The organism is Bacillus cereus group sp. BfR-BA-01408 (assembly GCF_022663305.1).
Lineage (GTDB): Bacteria > Bacillota > Bacilli > Bacillales > Bacillaceae_G > Bacillus_A > Bacillus_A pacificus.
On record NZ_JAKUFF010000043.1, the window covers coordinates 1 to 22,716 of the forward strand.

The following is a 22,716-nucleotide window of genomic DNA, read 5'->3' on the forward strand; positions in this document are numbered from 1 at the left end:
CTGTCCTCGATTTTTTTCTCATCTTGCTTCATGTTTTCTAACTGTTCTTTTAGTTCTGCATCTAACTCTGCATATGAAAGCCAGCGACTAAATTCTTGTTTCCAGTTCATATAATTATCCTCCAATTTCAAACTAAAAAGGTATGCTTTAATACACATACCTTAAAAATAGTAACTTAATTTTTCATATTAAAATTTAGATTTATTATTTCTCATACCCATTAGGTTTCTTCTGATGCCAATTCCAAGCATGCTCAATGATTGTCTTCACATTTACATACTGTGGATCCCAACCTAACTTCTCTTTCGCTTTCTGAGAAGAAGCAACTAAACGTGCTGGATCTCCCGCACGACGCGGCGCTACTTCAGCAGGGATTTCATGATTTGTAACTTCACGAACTGCATCAACGATTTCTTTTACACTGAAACCATTACCATTTCCTAAGTTATAGAAATCACTTTCTCCGCCGTTTTGTAAATCTTTAAGCCCTAAGAAATGAGCTGCCACTAAATCTTCAACATGAATATAATCACGGATACAAGTACCATCTGGTGTATTATAGTCATCACCAAACATCATAATCTTCTCACGTTGACCTAACGCCACTTGCAGCACAAGAGGAATTAAATGCGTCTCTGGACGGTGATCTTCCCCAATAATACCATTTGGAGTTGCACCAGCCACGTTAAAGTATCTGAAAATCTTATAACGTAAATTAGAAGCTTGGCTATACCAATGAAGCATCTTCTCGATTGCTAACTTCGTCTCTCCATACGTATTCGTTGGATTTGTCATCGTTTCCTCAGTAATAAGGTCTACATCTACCTCACCATACGTTGCCGCAGTAGAAGAGAAAATAAACTTATCTACCTTAAACTCATCCATTACCTCTAATAAACAAAGTGCACCATACACATTGTTATTATAATATTGAAGAGGCTTCTCCATACTAACTCCAACTAAAGAATCAGCCGCGAAATGCATAACCGCCTCAATATTTTCTTGTGTAAACACATCTCTTAAAAACGCTTTATCACGAAGGTCGCCATTATAAAACTTCGCACCTTCCGTAATTGCATCCTCATGACCCGTTTGTAAGTTATCTACTACTACTACAGATAAACCTTCGTCTACTAATTTTTTCACAGCGTGAGAACCGATATAACCAGCTCCGCCGCAGATTAGAATCGAACTCATAGTTCTCCTCCTACATATATTAAGATTTCTTATTCACTCTCTTATTATAAAAGGTATACGATTGCTCGTATACCTTTTGTGTACCTTTATTACTTAGCAACGAAATAATCCGTTACATATTGTGTCCAAACTTCGTGGCCTTTAGCACTTGGGAAACCGAATTCTTCTGTTAAATATGGCAAGATAGCCTTCGTTGATGCATCAGGCCATGCTCCCCAATGATCCACATATGTATAACCATTTTGCGTCGCAAATTGCTTTAACGCCTCAATTGCCTTCGGATAATTCTTCGCACCATACACTGGGTTTGATGGTTGAATCATAATTGTAGCATCTTTTGCACTAGTAGAAAGTGCTTGTACAAATTTTTGCGTACTTGCTACAGAGTTTCCATTACCAGTTTTACCATTGTCAGTGATAAATGGTGGTTCGAATAAAATCACATCTGGCTTTTCTTTCGCAATCTCTTTATCACGTTTATTTGCAATTAACTCGTCTGTGCTTTCGCCCTTATATTCCTTTACCGTCACATTCCATAAACCTTTACCGTAAGCAGTTTCTAAATTAGCCGTTAACTTAGCTGCCCAAGCATCTTTTGCAGATGAAGAAGCTTCATCACCAACAATAACAAGGTTGACTGCCTTTTTATCCTCAGCAGCTTTCTTTAACTTCTCTTTCACTTCATCTGGTAAATTCTTCGCATATGCTTCATTAAAAGATGACTTTGCATCTTGTTTTTTCTCTGATTTCTTCGCTCCACTATCTTTTACGTCAGCTTTTGTTTTCGTTACTTCACTCGTCTGCCCTGTTGCATTCGCAATCTTCTTATTCCAATATAATTTACCGCTCACAACCGAAGCGACAAACAATACAAAAATAACTAGGACAAGTACTGCTTTCTTATTCATCGATTCACCTCATCTATTATTCTCACAACATATAATACTAATATAAATTCATGCAAAAATAAACCCAACTCCTACCAAAGGAGTTGGGTTATTACATATTACTTAGTCACTTCAAGATGCGCTCTTAACTTATTTGTAATATCTTGTTTCGCTGCATCCGGAACATAGTAATACCAAATACCATCAGCAGCTTTGTGTCCATCACCTGGAATTTGGATTTCTTCACTATTTTGCATACAATCTTTATAGTTCTTTTGAATATCAAACATTTGATCCTGAGTTAAACTTGTTTTAACGTTTTTCTCAATTGCTTTTAATACATCACCGTAACTTGCTAGAGAAGATACGCTTGCACCTTTTTTAATTACAGCTTGGATAACTTGACGTTGGCGCATTTGACGACCGAAGTCACCGCGTGGGTCTTCGTAACGCATACGGGAATATCTTAAGGCTTCTGTACCATTAAGATGTATATTTCCTTTAGCGAATTGTGATCCTTCATATTTAAATTCTAAATCATTATTAACATCTACTCCACCAACTGCATCAACAACATCTTTAAAGCCAGCCATGTTCACTTCAATATAATGATCAACTGGTATATCAAGGAAATTCTCTACTGTTTTTATAGACATATCAATCCCACCAAAAGCATACGCATGATTAATCTTATCCTTTTTACCTTTACCTACAATTTCTGTATAAGAATCACGTGGAATACTAGTGATTTTCATAGATTTTTTTTGTGGATTTAGTGTAAATAACATCATTGAATCTGAACGCCCTGTCTCTTCCGCTCTTTGATCCACACCCATTAATAAAATAGATATTGGCTTATTATCTGCAACATCTACTTTTTTATCGCGTTTTTCAGACTTATCACGATCCAGTGGTTTATGCACTGCATCTAATGTATTTGAAACATTAGAATACACATAGTATGCATATGCCCCTCCTGCAATTACCAGAAAACCTATTATACCTAAAATCCAAAATAAAATTTTCTTTTTCATATTTTCACCTTCTTTATCAATATTTATAAATAACACAATGATTTTGCACTACCTCATTATATTACCTTAAGAATGACTAAAAATAAAAGAGAATTTATCATTCTACAAATGAGATACAATAGCAGTAATATTTCCTTTTATAATAAAGTTTTCAATTGTTATTGGTAAAATAAAGTGATCACCCTTTTTAATAGAAAACTCTCCATCAATAGTAACCAGTATGCCTTCTCCTTCAATTATACTCACTAATTGAAAGATTTCCCTTTTCTGAAATGATGCTTCCTCTTCGATTTCCCATTTATATACCGAAAAATATTCCTCATGTACATAATTTGTAATTAATGCACCATTTCTCTCAATACTTTCTGGCCGAACTTGATAATCTTCATGTGGAATACTTGTAACCTGAACAGCTTTATCTAAGTGCAATTCCCGCTTTTTACCATTCATATCTATTCGATCATAGTCGTATACCCTATATGTAGTATCCGAGCTTTGCTGTGTTTCTAATACTACTGTCCCCTCGCACAAAGCATGAATAGTTCCACTTGGTACATAAAAGAAATCCCCTGGTTTAATAGAAACTTTACGAAGTAAATCCTCCCAATTTCCATCGTTAACCATCTCTTCAAATTCAGAATTTGTATAAGCATTATGGCCATATATTAATTGAGCATCTTCTTTACAATCAATAATGTACCAACATTCTGTTTTCCCAAGCTCTCCATTCTCATAAACTTTTGCAAACTCATCATTTGGATGTACTTGTACAGACAAATCTTTATTAGCATCTAATATTTTTGTTAATAATGGAAATTTATCTGATGGGCATACTCCAAATAAGTGCTTCTCATCCCTCCATAATTGTTCAAGAGTTTTCCCTTCATATGGTCCTTCTCTCACAACACTCATCCCATTCGGGTGAGCTGAAATCCCCCAGCATTCTCCAATTGATTCACAGGATAAATCATATCCAAATTTCTGTAGTGATTTACCTCCCCAAATTCTTTCTTGAAGAACAGGTTGTAAAAATAACGGTGATTTCATTCTTGTATAAAACCTTCTTTCCTACTAAAAATTACGATATAACAGATTCAAAAATGTGAGATACAACAGTATGAACCTCATTTTGATATGTAGAATTCTTGGTACCCATATACCTTCCAATATCTATACTCTGCAACTCTCCCCAAGTAATTAAGTTACATAGATTATTATCTTTTAAAAATCGGATTGTGTTTTGGTCCTCACTCATACCTTCTCTATCAATGATTAATAAAGGTTTATTTTGAAGAATTGCTTCACTAACAGTACCCCAACCTGCTTTTGAAATAACACAATCGGCAGTTGCTATATAATTTTGTGATTCCGTATAGTTCTTTGGAATTTTGTGCACATTAATATGAACAATGTTCATATTATGAGACACGATAAAAACATATCTTTCATCATCCCAAAGTGGAAATGTAGTTATATCTCCTATATCAATTTTCATTCCTAATGGTATAAATATAATTTGTTTTTCACCTGTCGGATTTAGTTTCTTCCTTAGTTGCTTTACTTCTAAGGGATTAATTATTCTACTATAAAAATGAAAAGAAGATGTATTTAACCTTGCCAAATTTTCTTCGTTGCTTCCTGCTAATGTATAAAAATAATCCATTTTTTTATACATATCCTTAAATACTTGAAGCGAATCATCCGAAATAATGTTTTTATAAGCTGTATACCACGTAAAATTAGAAATTCCTATAGATGGTACTCCTAATTCATCTGCTATTTCAAAAGCAATTGGTGAAATGTCGGAAATAATACAATCCACAGAAAAAGTACTTAAAAAATTAATTTCATTATTAATCTTCTGAGTTAACTTCACACAAAATTCTTCATACGACTGTTCCAATTTCTCTTTATCTAAATCTAACGAATGCTCCTTTAGAATAAAGCCAACATCAGTCTCCACATCGTGAAAGATGACCCTATCTCCATATCCATTTAATGATGTACGAATAAATTGCAACGCAAATGAGTTACAAACAATAATACGTACATCTTTTCTTACACTCAACATTCCCCTAATAAGTGCAATACATCTTGTCGCATGTCCAAATCCGTATTCTGAAACATAAAATACAAAAGTCTTCATAAATTTACCCTCAAAAAGTAACAGCTAGAATATACTAGCTGTTACATAATTACTTGCGCTTGTGATTGATGATAGTTTTTTAAAATATCGTTCCATTTTGTATACAAGCGAACGAAATCTGTGTCTACTACTTCTTTCCCCGTTTGTACTTCAATAAATTCTAATTCACTTAATGCACGAATAGCGTGCTTTTTACCGGCTGGGATATGTACAATATCACCAGCTTTTACACGACGAATATGATCTTCTAAAATAAGCTCTCCTTCACCACGAATAATTGTCCACACTTCATTCCGCAGGTTATGGTAATGATAAGTAGAATTTTGATTTTCTTCTATACAAATTCTTTTTGTTACCATTTCTTCATTTTCATATTTTGCGTAATCTAACACTTTCGACCATCCCCAAATGCGCTCTTCATACATAGGTGGCTGATCAAATGAACCAATTAAATCTTTAATTTTTGGACTAGAAGCCTTATCTGAGACTAAAATACCATCTGGACTCGCTGCAACAACAACATCAGAAAGTCCAACAACTGTTACTGGAACCTCTAATTCATTGACTAAGTGCGTATTTTGAGAATCTTCACTAATTACACCTTTACCAATTTGGGTTGTAGCCATTTCTTCCGTTAATGTATTCCATGTCCCTAAGTCTTTCCAATACCCACTGTAAGGTAAGGCAACAATATAATTTGCCTTTTCTACAACTTCATAATCAAAACTAATTTTTGGTAAATCACTATAATGTTTAGATAAATCATGGTATAAGATTGGAAGATCCTTTTCTTCCAAAATATTAATTAGATAACGTAGTTTGAAGGCAAATACACCGCAGTTCCATAAAGCTTTTTGTTTGATTAGTGTTACTGCCTTTTCTTCACTCGGTTTTTCTGTAAAACGCGCTACATTCAAATGTTCATATGCTGTCACTTCTTCAGTTGGTACAATATAACCATACTTAGAAGATGGATATGTCGGTTCAACTCCCATAAGCGCTAAATCAGCATCTGAATTTTGTAATGCTACCTCTAAGTCTTTTACTCTTTCAAAAAAGCTATCTTCAACATACGGGTCTACAGGTAATACAATAACCGTTTCATCTAAATTAGTATGTTGTTCAGAAAATAGAAATGCACTAGCGAGGGCAATTGCCGGGAATGTATCTCTACGCTCTGGTTCAACAATTAACGGGACATTCATCCCTAACTGATTATGAATCATCTCTGTTTGCGTTTTTGATGTAGCAATAACTGCCGATTCATTTAAACCAACCGATTTTAATTGTCCCCATACACGTTGCACCATTGACTGACGCATACCCTCTTCATTTTCTAAGACTTTTAGAAATTGCTTCGAACGAGTGTCATTGGATAGGGGCCATAAGCGTTTTCCAGAGCCACCTGATAAAAGAATTAATTTCATTAATAATGACCTCCCAAAATGTAAAAAGGACTATCTAACATAGTCCTTTTTATAGAGATTGTAAAACTTTATTGTATTTTTGAATTGAAGTTTCTTTTTTTAGATTCTGTTCTAAATAATCTCTTCCTCTTATACCCATTTCTTTTCTTTCTGGGTCTTTCATATTATAAAAATGCTTAATTGCTTCTGTAATTCCATTGTAATCTTGGGGTTCCACTACAACACCACAGTCACTGTTTGTTATTAATATTTCTGCTTCACTTTCCCTCTCTAGTACACCGAGAATTGGCTTTCCTGCAGCCATAACTCCATAAATTTTACTAGGAACTGAAACACCCTTAATGCCTTTTTGATTAACAACTAGATGTATATCTGCAACATTTAAAGAGTATTTTATAAACTCTTTAGGCTGATATGGAAGGAATAGAACATTCTCTATTCCATTTTCCATCACAAAGCTTTTCATATTTTCCTTCATAGCTCCTTCGCCAATAAATAAAAATACTAAATCCTTGTAATGGCTAAATTCCTTAGTTATTTTAATTATGTTTTCTAAATCATAAAATAACCCTATATTTCCTGAGTACATAACTATAAATTTATTATCTAACTTATTTTCTTTAATAAACTGAGCTACTATAGGATTATCTTTATTTACTGGAACGATTTCACCTTCGTTGGTCCAGTTATTAATAACAGAATGATTTGGAACTTTTTTGCTATCAAATCGTTTTTCTAAAGTTTTTGCCATATCATTCCCTACAACTATAACATGATCAGAATAACTACAATTTATATTATCTATTTTTCTAGCAATATTAAAAATAAATTTTTTATTAGTATAACTTACAGCCTCAGCTTGTTCAGGATTAAAGTCCTGGATATTATATACATGTTTTGATCTTTTAAAGAATTTCCCTATAGTACCAACTAACCCACCTAGGACCGGTGGTTGTGAAATGGTATAGATTATATCAACATTTCTTTGTTTTAATAATGCTGTAGTAGCTAATGTGAAGTAAGATAAAATATATTTCACCCTACTTATTTTTGATTTTTTATCCACTTTTGGGACGCGGACACGGACAATATTTATATTCTCTAATTTATCTTCTTCGAAGATTTTTTTAGTGTTTATATCCTCTCCAGCGTATCCTGGTTGAGCCGCAATTACTGTAATATCAAACTTATCTTGTAACTCTAAACAAAGTTCTGTCATTAATTGTCCTGTTGATGCAAAATCTGGATAAAAGTAGTTAATAACAAATACAATTTTCTTTTTCATACTCCAATTCCCTCTTAATTCCTATCAAGTATTTGTATAATCTTACCTATATATTGTTTCATTGTATATTCCCTTTGAAATCTTGATCTACTATTACTGGCGTATCTATCTAATAAATCCTTATCATTTATGAGTTTTAAAATGCTCTGTTTTATTGATTCTACATTTCCTTGCTCAATAATAATCCCATTATCTTCTACTAAATCAGGAATCGCTCCTCTGTTTGTTGAAATAATTGGTAATCCTGCTGCCATCCCTTCAATTATTGATATCGGTTGTCCCTCAATAGGATAATTAGATGGTAGTATCATTACATGTGATTTGAGTAACAATTCTTTTTTCTCTTGTCCTGTCACAATACCCTTATATGTAATAAGGGTATTCAAATTTTTTTCTTCTATACATCTCCAAATCTCATTAAATTCTTCTTGATTATGAATGCCACCAGCTAAGTCAAGCTTTAATTTATATCCCTCTTTAGTCAAATCCATAACAGCCTTAATTAACTCAATATACCCTTTTTCTTTCATAAGATTGCTCAAATATACAATTCTAAAATAATCATATTTTTGATAGGTACTCTTATCTTCCTCTCTTATGAAATTCTCATCTATTCCATTAGGAACTATTTCGACACTCTTTACTAATCCTCTATAATTAGTAATAAGTGATTTTTCTAAAACAATTCCCACATCAACATTTCCAAGCACCTTTTTAGCAAACCTAAATTCCCTATTAGATAAATTATCTAACACATGTCCTAAATTATTTCCGTGTAAGTGTGTAATTGTTTTTTGGCAAAAATGGTTCCCCAAAACTAACATGATTAAATCTCTTATTAACCCTAGTCTTGTTTGAGAAATTGACAAATACATAATATCAATTTTACTAAATAACAATATCTTAAATAACTTAACTATCAAAAATATATCATTTAAGATTTTTCCTACAGAAAATTTCCCTGCTTTTTTTACATTTTTTCTATTTGTATCTAAAATATTTATATTATACTTACGCTTTATATCATCCGACTGAATTATAGAATTAATTGCTACACTTTCGCCGTGAATAGGCGGGGGAACCGGACCAATAACCAATATTTTTTTCAAGACTATTCTCCTTATTTTTTAATATACCGTGTATTACATTTCTTTCCTACCAATTTCTTGTAATAATTCAGATTGAATATTTGAAATTTCTCGATGTACATTATCAATCGGATAATTTCCACCTTCAAGTATATTAATAATTGAATCATAAACCTCTCGTGACGAAAATTCTTGGACATCAAAAACATAGTCTCCTACACCCATTAATTCAAAAGTGCCCTTTGTCTTATATTGGTAAGCAAGAGCTAGTGTAGGCGTTCCGCTAGCTAAGGCAAATATTGTAGAATGCATTCTACTTCCAATAAACACATCCATTTTTCCATATAAATTTACTAATTGTTCTGGCACATCAATTATTTTATCTAAATCTATAATAGAGCATTTATCGCTACCAATTTTATTTAGTAATAGTTTTGAAACTTCTACATCAGTATCTCCTTCTCCAACTGTAACTTGTGGAAAAATATAAAAACTTACATTTTTATATTTTTCTATTAAACCTTTACAGCAATCAGCAACTTTATTAACATATGACTCTATATCATTAAAATCAGAATTTTTCCTAGCAAATCTCCAATCTAAAAGGGTTAAGCCGACCTTATATGTAGATGTATCTTTCTCAATTTCTGTACATTTAGCTTCCCTAGATGGCAAAATAAAGCCAATATCAGGAATTTGCCTTACATTTTCCAACCCTAAGTTTTCTAAAAGTTCTGTAGTAATTCTTTCCCGACTAATAAATGTATCCACATCTTGCAATACTGTTTTCACTAGCAGTTTATCAATTTTACTTGGTAATGGCCCTACACTTTGGGGGAAAGAGATAACTTTTTTACCCATCTTCTTAGCAAGCCAAACATGAAATAAAGAATTAAGTAAGCCTACTCCTAATGGCCCTTTTCTTGAGGAATAGATATATCCTCCCCCCACACTAAATACTATGTCTGCCTGCTCATAGTATTTTAAACTCTCTTCATTTCTACTGATTGAAAATTTCATATATTTCTTCAAACCACTAAAGTATCTTTGTAAGCTCGATTCATTTTTATTTAATGTCCAAATCGCTGGGACTGAATGAACATTATAACCTTTATAAAATTCTTCATTTTCTTTCCAATGAGATGACATTACATAAATTTCAGCATTTTTATCGTATTCCCTAATTAAATGAATCATGGATACAACTATCCCTGCATCCCCCCTGTTATTTACAGAATAAGCATTTACAAGTAAGTATTTCTTTTTTTTCATTTTACACCTTTACCTTTTTCATATATTTATACTATCTACAACGTAAGTAAAACTAACTACGAGCACTGACGACTTTATAAAAAGTAACAATAAAGTATCCAGTTAATATAAGAGTTGCTATTAAAATCCCTATAATTGCCCCGTTTATGCCATATAAGCTAGTCAAAGAAACACCTGCACCTAGCGTAATTAATGCACATAACAAATTTCCTACAAAAAATGGCTTAGTAGTATTCATTGCCCTTAAGCCAATTACCGATGGTCTATTCGCCCCTAATAAAAGTTGATATAGACCAAAGAAAATTGTTAAATAAGCAAATTCACCATAACTATTCCCAAATAGTAATGGATATATAAAGTAAGCTATCACTGTCGCAGCTACAATAACTATAAACAGGGGAAACATCCTATTTCTATAAAAATTATTAATATATTTTTTCAATTCCAAAGTACCTTGATTAAAAACTATCTTTGAAGCTTTTGGTGTAGCCTTATTTTCAAAAAGGACTAGTAAAATTGTTACTAAACCTAACAAATTCATGCTCGTACGTAATCCACCTAGCTCAACATCCGATATAATATTAGCTATTAAAACGAAATATCCTTGCGTACACGCCCAATAACATACGCTACCAATCACAGTCCATTTAGCGTACTCCCAATGTATAAATAAGACTCTCTTTTGAGGCTTAAAAGCAGAGCTTTCCCCTCTATTTTTTTCCTTTTCACACCTAACTAAAATAAATACTATTAAGATAGCAGCAAGATAGCTTATAAATAAAATAAACAAGCTGCTGCTAACATTTAATTTTGTTTGCATAATTATATTTCCCAATAAGAATGTTAAAACTAAAGTAATACTTCCAATTAGTATGTACATTAGTTTATCAATAGCATAAAATACTTTGCGTATTAATTCATATATGCTCCACACGATAATGATCAAAATCCCAAAAAGAATTTCATATATATCCATTGATTTGACAAATACATGCAAAATTAATAATGAAAGTACACCCAAAAAACAACTACTGATTATATTAAAAATCAATAAATTTTTGATATATAGCTCTTTCATGCTTTTGAATTTTGTTGGTAAAAAAACCAAAATGGGGGAAGCCCAAATACCTGTCACGATTAAAAAAACTAAACCTATACCTGAAAATATAATAATAAATTTTGCAAATTCAGTAGGATTCAACAAATTCCCGTAAACTATTATGATAATAAAATTCAATAGAGAAGTTAAAGATTGTTCGATTAACCCTTTATTAAGTAATATTTTTTTTAGCTTTAGCATTAACATCTGTATTCATCCTAACCATAGATTCTGTCTTTTTTTTCTTATTACCCATTCCTAGGAAAAGCAATACTAGGATTATAGGTGCTATATCCTGTATATAATAAACCCAGAAATTAAATATATCTCCACGGATTAAACTAATAACCCTTACTATAGTTATGGTATAAAGAAAGAAACAAATTACACTCTGATTCATGATAAATCTTTTATACATTACTCCTAAAACTAAAGCCAAAATGAACATTCCTATTATTATCCCCAATAGGCCAAAGTTTAAATACATCTCTCCAATATAAGAAACATTCACTTCAACATTGTTAGGATAATAAAAATGTGGGAAAAAGGTTTTTGTGAAATATGCCATAGCTCCATACCCTTTTTCCGGATATAAACTTCGAGGTATTGGTGATACTAATGCTGCTAACAAAGTCTCACCGTATAGAAAAGTATATTGTGCCTTATTTGCTAGTAAAGTCAGTAAAGCATCAAACTGTAAAACATCATATCCTCCAAAGAAGTACCTCGGGAAATCTTTAATTGCATTAATTAAAATCGTAAACGTTGATAAATCATCATTAGCTTTGAAATACTTGTCTCTCAAAACAACACGGTATACTATTACTACGAAGAAAAATAACGTGCCACCACCTATAATTGAGGTTGTAACACTTACTTGCTTCTTCAAATAGTGCACCATAATAAAAAGTGTCATTACTCCGTATAAAATTGAGGATCTTCCACCTGTTAACAATAATAAGACAATTGAAACAATTAAAAGTATAAGCCATATCAACAGGTTTTTTTTATTATATATTCTTTCACTTAATATCCTCGCAGTGTACACAAACAATAAAATTTTCGACATATTTGCAATCATTAACAAGTATCCTAAATCTTTCAGATACACATTCCTCAATGCCAAGGAATCTAAATAATTCGTTATGCCACCAGCTCTTTCAAATAAAAACAGGATTGTACTTAATGTAAAGAGTATTGAAACTACACCAAGTATATTTAAAATCCTACTTTTTAACACAGAATACAAATTCTCCTTAAACTTAGGTTTTATTTTTTCAAAATAGTCATGTCTTCTAGCTGATAGGAAGAAATGTAGTGTTATGTTATAAACAAATATTGATATTAGGCAATAGAGATTTGCCTCATTAAATGCCCTAATTTCAACATCCGTTATAGGATGTACGTCAAATTCCCCTACGCCTACCTCGCCAGTAAACAGAATATATACAGGTTTCAAAATGTATATAAAAATAAACAATACATTTGGAATAATAAAAGGAGAAAATATATCGAAAGTCTTTTGGACCCTCACATGATAGCCTATTGAAATTGCTATAATAAAACTAGACATTAATATACATATATATCCATAACCTAAAGAAAACCCATAATTAGAGTAATAAATATATATAGGCACTAGGATACCTATTATAAAAGAAAAAAATAAACACATTCTCATTTGCTTTTCTTTAATCATTTTTTCACCATTATATTAAAGTACAAAAGATAAGTTTAATAATAAACTTATCTTTTGTACAAACTTTCTATATATTCTCAAAAATAAACACCCGCTAAAACCTTTTTCAAAAACTATGTTTTAAATAAAAGACAGGATATTAATCAAACATCTTTCGTAGCTTTTCTTCTTTCGCAACCTTCTTCATGTCTGCCCCTACCATAATACGAACAAGCTCTTCAAATGAAGTCTTAGTTGGATTCCAACCCAATAATGTTTTTGCTTTTGTTGGATCTCCTAATAATTGCTCAACTTCAGCTGGACGGAAGAATTTAGGATCTACTGCTACAAGTACTTTACCTGTTGCTTTATCAATACCTTTTTCTTCTACACCTTCTCCTACCCATTCTAGTTCAATACCTACGTGTTTGAATGCTAATGTAGTGAATTCACGTACTGTATGCATTTCACCAGTTGCGATAACAAAGTCTTCCGGCTTATCATGCTGAAGGATTAACCACATACATTCTACATAGTCTTTCGCATAGCCCCAGTCACGAAGTGAGTCTAAATTTCCTAAATATAATGTTTCTTGTTTCTCTTGTGCAATGCGTGCTGCTGCAAGTGTAATTTTACGTGTTACGAATGTTTCGCCGCGGCGTTCTGATTCATGGTTAAATAAAATCCCGTTTACTGCGAACATGTTATAAGATTCACGGTAGTTCTTTGTAATCCAGAAACCATAAATTTTTGCTACACCATATGGAGAACGTGGGTAGAATGGCGTTGTTTCTTTTTGTGGTACTTCCTGTACTTTACCGTATAGCTCAGATGTTGATGCCTGATAAATACGAGTCGTTTCAGTTAGACCTAAAATACGTACTGCTTCTAAAATACGTAATGTTCCTACTCCATCTACATCTGCTGTATATTCAGGTACGTCAAATGATACTTTTACGTGTGATTGCGCACCTAAGTTATAAATTTCATCTGGACGGATTTCACTAATTAAACGAATTACATTAGATGTATCCGTAATATCACCATAATGAAGGTGGAAATTTTCTTGGTTATTTAAGCCTTCAATCTCTTCGTTCACTAGACTCTCAATACGATCTAGGTTATAAGAAGAACTACGACGAATAATACCATGTACTTCATATCCCTTTTCTAATAAAAACTCTGCTAAATAAGACCCATCTTGTCCTGTTACGCCTGTAATAAGTGCTTTTTTCATAATATCCTCCAGTTATCTCTATTAATCTTTTATTATTATTTTCTTACTAATTCTTTCTCTGTCTGTAGAAACCAGTCATATGCTTTCTTTAAACCTTCATCTAATGAAGTTGTGGCTTTCCATCCTAAAGCATTAATCTTAGTAACATCTACTAACTTACGGGGTGTACCATCTGGTTTAGAAGTATCAAAACGAAGTTCTCCAGTAAATCCTACTGTTGCTTTTACTTTTTCAGCAAGTTCTTTAATTGATAAATCTTCACCTACACCGATGTTTACAATCTCATTACCCTCGTAGTTATTCATTAAATATACACAGGCATCTGCTAAATCATCAGAGTATAAGAATTCACGTAATGGAGTACCTGTTCCCCAAACCTCTACAAACTCATCATTATTTTCTTTTGCTTCGTGGAATTTACGAATTAAAGCTGGTAATACGTGTGATGTATGTAAGTCAAAGTTATCATTTTCACCATATAAGTTTGTTGGCATTGCTGAAATATACTTTGTACCGTATTGACGATTATATGATTCGCACATTTTAATACCCGCAATTTTTGCAAGTGCATATGGCTCGTTCGTTGGCTCTAGTTCACCTGTTAATAAATACTCTTCTTTTAAAGGCTGCGGAGCTAATTTTGGATAAATACAAGTACTACCTAAAAACAGTAACTTCTCTACACCTGAACGATATGCTGAATCAATGACGTTCGTTTGAATCATTAAATTATCACGAATGAAATCTGCTGGATATTGATTGTTTGCAACGATTCCACCTACTTTAGCCGCCGCTAAAAATACATACTCAATTTTCTCTGCTTGGAAAAACTCTTCCACTTGCCTTGGATCACGTAAATCTAACTCTTTACTTGTTTTATATACTAAATTTGTATAGCCTTGTGTCTCTAATTTACGCAAAATAGCTGAACCAACTAATCCACGGTGACCTGCTATATAAATTTTTGAACTTTTATCCATTTGTTTTTCTTCCTCTCCATGTATAAATTAATAAGCGCCTTTTCTTAATATAACTAATAGACATGTTTGAAGTAATATTTTCAAATCTAATAAAAGGGATTGGTTATATACATAATATAACTCTATATCAACTCTCTCTGGATAACCTACATCACTTCTCCCACTAACTTGCCAATACCCTGTTAATCCTGGTTTAACAGATAAAAATTCGGATTTCCTTTGTCCATATTCTCCTAATTCCTCTTGCACCACAGGCCTCGGCCCAACAAGACTCATATCGCCTTTAAGAACATTAATAAATTGCGGCAATTCATCTAAACTTGTTTTCCTTAAAAATCTCCCAATACCAGTGATACGTGGATCCTCTTCTGGTTCAAGTTTATAATTATTTTCTATATATTTTTTATATAAAATTTCATTTTTCTTTAATTTACTCTCGGCATCCACTACCATTGAACGAAACTTATAAATGTAAAACTCTTTACCATCTTTTCCAATTCGTACTTGTTTGAAAAATACCGGCCCCTTTGCCTCTCCCCTCATATACATAATCGGTATTAATATAAATAATGGAGAAAAAATAATTAAGCCCATAATAGCCCCTAGAATATCCATGCATCGCTTCGAAAAAACATACAGTGCTCCTGCCTGTTTAATATCCTGAGAATTTTCTTGTCCTGCTTCATTTACTAATCCTTGATTTTTCAACTTTCCACCCACCTTATATGCTAAGCATACATATTTTTTCTTTTAATTAATTCATCCATATATTTCATTAATTCCACTTTCAATTCCTCATGCTGTAGCGCCATCTCAATCGTTGTCTTAATAAACCCGAACTTCTCTCCAACATCATAACGAGTTCCTTCAAAGTCATAAGCAAATACACGTTGAATTTCATTTAAACGCTGAATTGCATCTGTCAACTGAATCTCTCCACCAGCACCCGCTTTTTGATCCTCTAGAAACATAAAGATTTCTGGTGTTAACACGTAACGTCCCATAATTGCTAAATTTGATGGTGCTGTGCCTTCTGCTGGTTTCTCCACAAATTGACGTACTTGATAGCGACGGTCATTTTGTTCAACTGGATCGATAATACCGTAACGATGTGTTTCATTTTCAGGAACTGTTTGTACACCAATAACTGACGACTGTGTACCTTCATATTGATCCATTAATTGACGTAAACATGGCGTTTCTGCTTGTACAATATCATCACCAAGTAATACCGCAAATGGTTCATTTCCAATAAACTTACGTGCACACCATACTGCATGTCCTAAACCTTTTGGTTCCTTTTGTCGTATGTAATGAATATTAATTCTTGAAGAAGCTTGTACCTTTTCAAGCATTTCATACTTTCCTTTTTCTAAAAGGTTTTGTTCTAGTTCGAATGAATGATCAAAATGATCTTCAATCGCGCGTTTTCCTTTTCCAGTCACAATAATAATATCTTCAATTCCAGATTCTATCGCTTCTTCTATTATGTATTGAATTGTCGGTTTATCAACGATAGGCAACATTTCTTTCGGCATCGCTTTCGTTGCTGGTAAAAATCTCGTTCCAAGACCAGCAGCTGGAATAATTGCTTTTCTTACTTTTTTCAAATCTAGTACCCCCAAATATATTATTTTATCCATATGTAACAATAACAAAAACCCTACTTATAGGGTCGTCTTTACAACTCCATAAGTAGAGTTTCTAACACAAATAAATGATGGGCATCTAACCCAACCTCACGTCATACTCCCGACGACAAGCGTCTAAGGTAGGTTCGAAATAAAAATTTCTACCCACAGCACGACCGAGTGCCTCCGTTGATAACGGTTAGGAGACATCACCTGTTCTTTATTTAAAAGATGCCAAACAACTTTTTACGACGAATTTGTTCTGGATCTTCTTTATAAATTGCTTTCCCGCTAATGATTAAATACGGATTCTCTCTTAAATCATTCATAACAGTTGCACCGAATTCTTTCTCTATCAGTTCATAGCTTTCTGCTAGATGAAATCCTCTTGTTGTTGTGTTATGTGCATCTGATGCGATCATATGGGTTAAATTATGTTCCACAAGCTGCAGTGAAAACTTTTTGATTTTTTTACCAAACTTACCTAGTAAACTACCTGCTGTCACTTGTGTTAATGCACCTTTATTGACGAGGTTATATAACTTATCTGGCCGCTCGATTAACTCGGCATTACGTTCGGGATGAACGATAATTGGGATCATTCCTTTTACACGTAGTTCATACAATAGTTGTTCTGCATAACGAGGTACATGATTAGATGGAAATTCAATGAATATGTATTTGTTTGTTTCATTTAAAGTAACGATTTTACCAGCTTCATAGTCTTCTAATAAATCACCATATAACCTGACCTCCTGCCCTGGTAAAACTTTCAGCGGGATTTCATGTTGTTGCAATTCATCATTTAATTGCTTCACTTGATGAATAATAGAAGTGCGCTCATTTACATATTTTCCATTTTGATGATGCGGTGTTGCGACAATTGTATGTATTCCTTCTGCCACGGCTTGTTGTGCCATCACTAAACTATCTGTTACCGTTTGTGCACCGTCATCGATGCCAGATAAAATGTGACAATGCAAGTCAATCATTCTTCTCACCCTCCCTCTCGTATAAAAATCTTTTTTCCCTTGAATATGAGATAAATCTCATATTCAAGGGAAAAAAGGAGATATGAACTTACCATATCTCACCTTTAAATTATTTTGCACCGTAGTAATAATATAAGCCATGCTCTCGTTCACGATCGTTCAGAACAACACCTAACAATTTACCTTTTGCAGATTCTAATAGCCCTTTTGCTTTTAGCGCCGTTTCCTTTTCTGTCGCTTCACTACGTACGACAAGAATAGATGCATCGCATACATTTGCCATAATCTGTGCATCGGTTACAGCTAAAATTGGTGGTAAGTCAAAGATGACTAAGTCGTACATACTGTATGCTTGTGCAAGAAGTTCTTGCATCGATTTTGAGCCTAACAATTCTGCCGGATTTGGCGGGATTGGACCACAAGCTAAAAAGTGCAGATTATCAACTGATGTTGTTTGTACACATTTTTCTAAACGTTCACTATGTGTTAATACGTTTGTTAGCCCGAAAATATTATCTAATTGAAACATTTGATGCATCGCTGGTTTACGCATATCTGCATCAATTAATAATACTTTCTTTCCTTGTTGGGCGAACACGACTGCCATATTCGCTGTCGTCGTTGTTTTTCCTTCACTTGGGTTCGCAGATGTTACCATTAATGAGTGTAAATTCCTATCAACAGCTGCAAATTCAATATTTGTTCGAATATTACGATACTGTTCTGAAATTGGTGATTTCGGTTGTTGATGAGCAATTAATTGACGACGTTGACGATGATTCTTTTTCTTTTTAAATAAATTAAGAGCCAATTGTTTGTCCCCTCACTTTTCTTGATGATGGAGCGTGTGATTTCACGTTCGTTGTTTCTTCATCCATACGAGCTACAATACCTAACACTGGTAATCCAAGTAAATTTTCTACATCTTCTTCTTTTTTCACTGTGTTATCTAAGTATTCTAGTAAGAATGCAAGACCAACTGCAGCCATTAAGCCAACAACGAAGGCAATTGCTACATTTAACATTGGACGTGGTTTAATCGGAGATTGATTTTCTGCAACTTCTGCTTTAGATAATACTGTTACGTTATCCACGTTCATAATTTTTGCAACTTCACCTTTAAATACATCTGCAGTAGCATTTGCAATATCACGAGCTAGTTTTGGATCTTTATCCTCAGCTGTTACAGAAATGACTTGTGAATCTCTTTCATTCGCAACATTAATCTTCTTCGTTAAAACTTGCGCTGTCATATTTAAATTTAATTTTTCATTTACTTGTTCTAAGATTACTGGGCTTTTAATAATAACCTTATATGTATTCGTTAATTGAATATTCGTTTGAACTTCACCAGCTTGAATCATTGCTCCTTCTTGCTTCTTCTGGTTAACAAGGATTTGCGTCGAAGATTGATAGATTGGTGTCATAAAGAAAAAGCTAATGATAGCACTTACTATAGCGGCACCAAAGGCGATTACGAGGATCATTGCTAAACGTTTTTTTAAGATATGAAATAACTCTTTTAGGCTAATTGTTTCTTCCATAGGTTCCTCCAACTTTCTAAAATTTACACATAGGAAAAATTATAACATATAAATCTTACATTTTTTATTTTTAATAATTCAGTTCTATATTTGTTCATAAGAAACAAGTTTAATCTTACAAAATAATCTTAAATATGACAACACATTCCAATCATTTTCCAAAATTTTTATTTTATCATGCTTTTTAAACTGTGTAACTTGATAAAGAATTTTCAGAAAACAACAAAAAACCAACAAAAATTTTTGTTGGCCTTTTCATATTTTAGTAATAACCATACTGCTCCTTTTCTTCTCTTTTATCATTTAAAACGACACCAAGTATTTTGCCTGATGCTTTATCTAATACTTGTTTCGCTTTTACGATTTTATCTTTTTCTGTTTTTTCACTTCGTACAACGAGTACGATTCCATCACATTTATTCGCTAGTATTTGTGCATCCGTAACTGCAAGAACCGGCGGTGTGTCGATTAATATAATGTCAAACATGCTATATGCTTCTAACAACGCCTCGTCCATTGCCCGGCTGCCTAATAGTTCTGCTGGGTTTGGCGGGATTGGACCTGCTGCCATTAAGTATACGTTCTCTATATCTGTTTTTTGAATGCATTGCATGAGTTTCGCTTGTCCTGATAATAAGTTCGTTAAGCCATTGGAGCTATGAATAGCAAATAAGTTTTGTATTGTCGGCTTACGCAAGTCAGCTCCAATTAATAAAACTTTCTTTCCTTGTTGTCCGAAAACAACTGCTAAGTTTGCGATTGTTGTTGTTTTCCCATCACCTGGATCTGCTGAAGTAACAATAATAGAACGAACATGATTATCTACAGATGTAAACTCAATGTTTGTACGAATGTTACGGTATTGTTCTGTAATACGCGATTTAGGCTCTTTATGTGTAATTAATTGTCGTAATGGTTTTCTTTTCTTTCTCCCGAACATATTCATAATCTCCTTTTGTGAAATGCGACATTTCCCTTTTCTCTCTCTTATGCTCGATTTCATACGTCTAATTAATATTCTTGCTGATTTCCCCACATTTCATCATAATCAATAACATTCTACTTTGTCTTATTTAAGTACCTTAACAATATGACAATGCCCTTATTTATTTATTACCTTTATCACTTATCCTGTTTTCTAGATAAATAATAAAGTAAGTATATGGTAATTTACATCTATTTACAAGTTATTTTCTGATTAGTTTGTATATTATCGTTTCATCGTTATATAGCATAAATTTAAAAAATCCCCTTGTCTTTTCACAAGGAGATTTTTTTAGTACTATCTATTCTTTTTTATCACCAATCGCAAATGTAATTTCAGCTTCACATGCAACTTCACCATCTACTGTTGCGATTGCTTTTCCTTTTCCGATTGGACCACGTACACGTGTCATTTCTACTTCTAGACGAAGTTGATCACCTGGACGTACTTGTTTTTTGAAGCGACAATTGTCGATACCTGCGAAGAAAGCAAGTCTTCCGCGGTTTTCTTCTTTCTTTAATACCGCAACTGCTCCAACTTGTGCTAATGCTTCTACAATAAGTACACCGGGCATAACTGCGTAGTCAGGAAAGTGCCCGTTAAAGAATTCTTCGTTTGCGGATACATTTTTAATTCCAACCGCTCTTTTTCCTTCATCTACTTCTAATATTTTATCAACAAGTAAAAATGGATAGCGGTGAGGAATGATTTCTTTAATTTGTTCTATATTTAGCATATAACAATCGCCCCTTTTGTAATATTGGTCTTACCACTTGGACATATTGTCTATTATCCCATTTTGTTTATTGTTTGTCATTATAAAGTGAAACTTTACTTCCTATTTATAAAAAAATGCATACACTCTATTCTCTTAAAATAGTTGCATATCCTTGCAACTGACACGGAGGTAGAAAAGAGTGTATGCCCAGATTAGGGAAAGGCAATATATATTAACACATGATTTGCCTTAATGTCGTATTCGACTCATTATATTATAAACGTTTTCAAATACGGAAATATTAAATTTAACCATATATATGAATATTTTACCTATATTCTTCGTTTTTCTTTATTTTTCTTCTATTTTCTCAAAAAATCGAAATAAAAAAATAAAAATACAAAAAAAGAACTAAGGTTTACACCTTAGTTCCTCTCATTTTATCGTAAAGCACGCTTTGGTAATCTATCGATATTCTCTAACATAATACCTGTACCAACCGCAACGCAGTGCATTGGGTTTTCAGCAATTAATACTGGTACTTTTAGTTCTTCTGCTAGAAGCATGTCGATACCGTGTAGTAAAGCTCCACCGCCTGTTAGAATAACACCGCGATCGATGATGTCCGCTGATAGTTCTGGTGGTGTGCGCTCTAGTACGCCTTTTGCAGCTTGTACAATAACAGCCGCATTTTCTTTTAATGCTTCTGTAATTTCTTCAGAGCATACTGTAATTGTACGTGGTAAACCTGTTACCATGTCACGTCCGCGAATTTCAAGTTCTTCGCTACGTGCACCTGGGAATACTGTACCAACTTTAATTTTAATATCTTCTGAAGTACGTTCTCCAATTAATAGCTTATACTTACGTTTAATGTAGTTTAAGATCTCCATATCAAACTTATCGCCAGCCATTTTGATAGAGGAAGAGGTAACAATATCACCCATAGATAGTACAGCGATATCTGTTGTACCTCCACCAATATCAACAACCATGTTACCGCTTGGTTGGAAGATTTCCATACCAGCACCAACTGCGGCTACTTTTGGTTCTTCTTCTAAAAATACTGTTTTACCACCTGAACGTTCAGCAGCCTCACGAATTGCTTTTTGTTCTACTGATGTGATATTTGTTGGACAACAAATTAAAATGCGAGGTTTTGAAAAGAAGCTCTTTACGTCCAATTTGTTAATGAAATACTTTAACATTGCTTCTGTAATTTCGAAATCTGCGATTACACCATCTTTTAGTGGACGAATGGCTACAATATTACCAGGCGTACGTCCCACCATACTTCTTGCTTCTTCACCTACTGCTAATACTTTACCTGTGTTACGATCAATAGCAACAACAGATGGCTCATTTAATACAATACCCTTACCTTTAACATGGATTAATACGTTAGCCGTACCTAGGTCAATTCCGATATCTCGCGCAAACATTCCCGTTTTTTCCTCCTCGATATTCAAAATCAGGTTACACCCGAATTCTTTTACACCTAATTTCTGATTTTATC

22 protein-coding genes are annotated in these 22,716 nt (G+C 33.4%); all 22 read right to left on the reverse strand.

Annotation, left to right across the window (positions count from 1 at the left end; genetic code table 11):
* The coding region (locus MR083_RS17125; RefSeq protein ID WP_242269396.1) for a phosphoglucomutase at positions 1 to 110 on the reverse strand (110 nt) is incomplete at its 3' end.
* A 94-nt stretch (positions 111 to 204) separates the two neighbouring features.
* Positions 205 to 1,197 (reverse strand): UDP-glucose 4-epimerase GalE, encoded by a 993-nt coding sequence (gene galE / locus MR083_RS17130; protein ID WP_242269619.1) that lies wholly within the window; start codon positions 1,195 to 1,197, stop codon positions 205 to 207.
* 89 nt (positions 1,198 to 1,286) lie between these two features.
* Positions 1,287 to 2,105: an SGNH/GDSL hydrolase family protein gene (locus MR083_RS17135; protein WP_242269620.1), complete on the reverse strand. Its 819-nt coding sequence runs from the start codon at positions 2,103 to 2,105 to the stop codon at positions 1,287 to 1,289.
* A gap of 98 nt (positions 2,106 to 2,203) precedes the next feature.
* Positions 2,204 to 3,118, reverse strand: coding sequence for a polyisoprenyl-teichoic acid--peptidoglycan teichoic acid transferase TagU (tagU, locus tag MR083_RS17140; RefSeq protein WP_242269643.1), 915 nt, complete (start codon positions 3,116 to 3,118; stop codon positions 2,204 to 2,206).
* 102 nt (positions 3,119 to 3,220) lie between these two features.
* Complete coding sequence (gene manA / locus MR083_RS17145) at positions 3,221 to 4,165, reverse strand: mannose-6-phosphate isomerase, class I (protein ID WP_242269621.1); 945 nt, start codon at positions 4,163 to 4,165, stop codon at positions 3,221 to 3,223.
* Positions 4,166 to 4,196: 31 nt separating this feature from the next.
* Positions 4,197 to 5,264 (reverse strand): glycosyltransferase, encoded by a 1,068-nt coding sequence (locus tag MR083_RS17150; RefSeq protein ID WP_242269622.1) that lies wholly within the window; start codon positions 5,262 to 5,264, stop codon positions 4,197 to 4,199.
* 41 nt (positions 5,265 to 5,305) lie between these two features.
* Positions 5,306 to 6,691: a sugar phosphate nucleotidyltransferase gene (locus tag MR083_RS17155; protein ID WP_242269623.1), complete on the reverse strand. Its 1,386-nt coding sequence runs from the start codon at positions 6,689 to 6,691 to the stop codon at positions 5,306 to 5,308.
* Positions 6,692 to 6,740: 49 nt separating this feature from the next.
* Positions 6,741 to 7,976: a glycosyltransferase family 4 protein gene (locus MR083_RS17160; protein ID WP_242269624.1), complete on the reverse strand. Its 1,236-nt coding sequence runs from the start codon at positions 7,974 to 7,976 to the stop codon at positions 6,741 to 6,743.
* A gap of 14 nt (positions 7,977 to 7,990) precedes the next feature.
* Positions 7,991 to 9,085 (reverse strand): glycosyltransferase family 4 protein, encoded by a 1,095-nt coding sequence (locus MR083_RS17165; protein ID WP_242269625.1) that lies wholly within the window; start codon positions 9,083 to 9,085, stop codon positions 7,991 to 7,993.
* 33 nt (positions 9,086 to 9,118) lie between these two features.
* Entirely contained in the window at positions 9,119 to 10,336 is a 1,218-nt protein-coding gene (locus tag MR083_RS17170; RefSeq protein WP_242269626.1) for a polysaccharide pyruvyl transferase family protein, read from the reverse strand.
* A gap of 52 nt (positions 10,337 to 10,388) precedes the next feature.
* The gene (locus tag MR083_RS17175; RefSeq protein ID WP_242269627.1) at positions 10,389 to 11,642 is read right to left on the reverse strand and encodes a lipopolysaccharide biosynthesis protein; all 1,254 of its coding nucleotides are present in this window, start codon (positions 11,640 to 11,642) and stop codon (positions 10,389 to 10,391) included.
* Positions 11,608 to 13,134, reverse strand: a complete 1,527-nt coding sequence (locus MR083_RS17180) for an O-antigen polymerase (RefSeq protein WP_242269628.1) — start codon at positions 13,132 to 13,134, stop codon at positions 11,608 to 11,610. The genes MR083_RS17175 and MR083_RS17180 overlap by 35 nt, the downstream gene beginning before the upstream one ends.
* A gap of 139 nt (positions 13,135 to 13,273) precedes the next feature.
* Positions 13,274 to 14,350, reverse strand: a complete 1,077-nt coding sequence (gene gmd, locus MR083_RS17185) for a GDP-mannose 4,6-dehydratase (RefSeq protein WP_242269629.1) — start codon at positions 14,348 to 14,350, stop codon at positions 13,274 to 13,276.
* Between the two features lie 35 nt (positions 14,351 to 14,385).
* Positions 14,386 to 15,330 carry a GDP-L-fucose synthase gene (fcl, locus tag MR083_RS17190; protein ID WP_242269630.1) on the reverse strand — a complete coding sequence of 315 codons (945 nt, stop codon included), beginning with the start codon at positions 15,328 to 15,330 and terminating at the stop codon, positions 14,386 to 14,388.
* Positions 15,331 to 15,357: 27 nt separating this feature from the next.
* Positions 15,358 to 15,987, reverse strand: a complete 630-nt coding sequence (locus MR083_RS17195; protein WP_396022304.1) for a sugar transferase — start codon at positions 15,985 to 15,987, stop codon at positions 15,358 to 15,360.
* Between the two features lie 71 nt (positions 15,988 to 16,058).
* Entirely contained in the window at positions 16,059 to 16,940 is an 882-nt protein-coding gene (gene galU, locus MR083_RS17200; protein ID WP_242269632.1) for a UTP--glucose-1-phosphate uridylyltransferase GalU, read from the reverse strand.
* Positions 16,941 to 17,185: 245 nt separating this feature from the next.
* Complete coding sequence (locus MR083_RS17205) at positions 17,186 to 17,953, reverse strand: tyrosine-protein phosphatase (protein ID WP_242269633.1); 768 nt, start codon at positions 17,951 to 17,953, stop codon at positions 17,186 to 17,188.
* Between the two features lie 109 nt (positions 17,954 to 18,062).
* A complete protein-coding gene (locus tag MR083_RS17210; RefSeq protein WP_242269634.1) occupies positions 18,063 to 18,764 on the reverse strand; it encodes a CpsD/CapB family tyrosine-protein kinase in 702 nt (233 codons plus the stop codon).
* On the reverse strand, positions 18,754 to 19,497 hold the full coding sequence (locus MR083_RS17215) for a YveK family protein (protein WP_242269635.1): 744 nt from the start codon (positions 19,495 to 19,497) through the stop codon (positions 18,754 to 18,756). The genes MR083_RS17210 and MR083_RS17215 overlap by 11 nt, the downstream gene beginning before the upstream one ends.
* A gap of 262 nt (positions 19,498 to 19,759) precedes the next feature.
* Complete coding sequence (locus MR083_RS17220) at positions 19,760 to 20,437, reverse strand: CpsD/CapB family tyrosine-protein kinase (protein WP_242269636.1); 678 nt, start codon at positions 20,435 to 20,437, stop codon at positions 19,760 to 19,762.
* Positions 20,438 to 20,783: 346 nt separating this feature from the next.
* On the reverse strand, positions 20,784 to 21,218 hold the full coding sequence (gene fabZ / locus MR083_RS17225; protein WP_000931959.1) for a 3-hydroxyacyl-ACP dehydratase FabZ: 435 nt from the start codon (positions 21,216 to 21,218) through the stop codon (positions 20,784 to 20,786).
* A 422-nt stretch (positions 21,219 to 21,640) separates the two neighbouring features.
* Positions 21,641 to 22,642 (reverse strand): rod shape-determining protein, encoded by a 1,002-nt coding sequence (gene mreB / locus MR083_RS17230; protein ID WP_000457987.1) that lies wholly within the window; start codon positions 22,640 to 22,642, stop codon positions 21,641 to 21,643.
* Positions 22,643 to 22,716 lie beyond the last annotated feature (74 nt).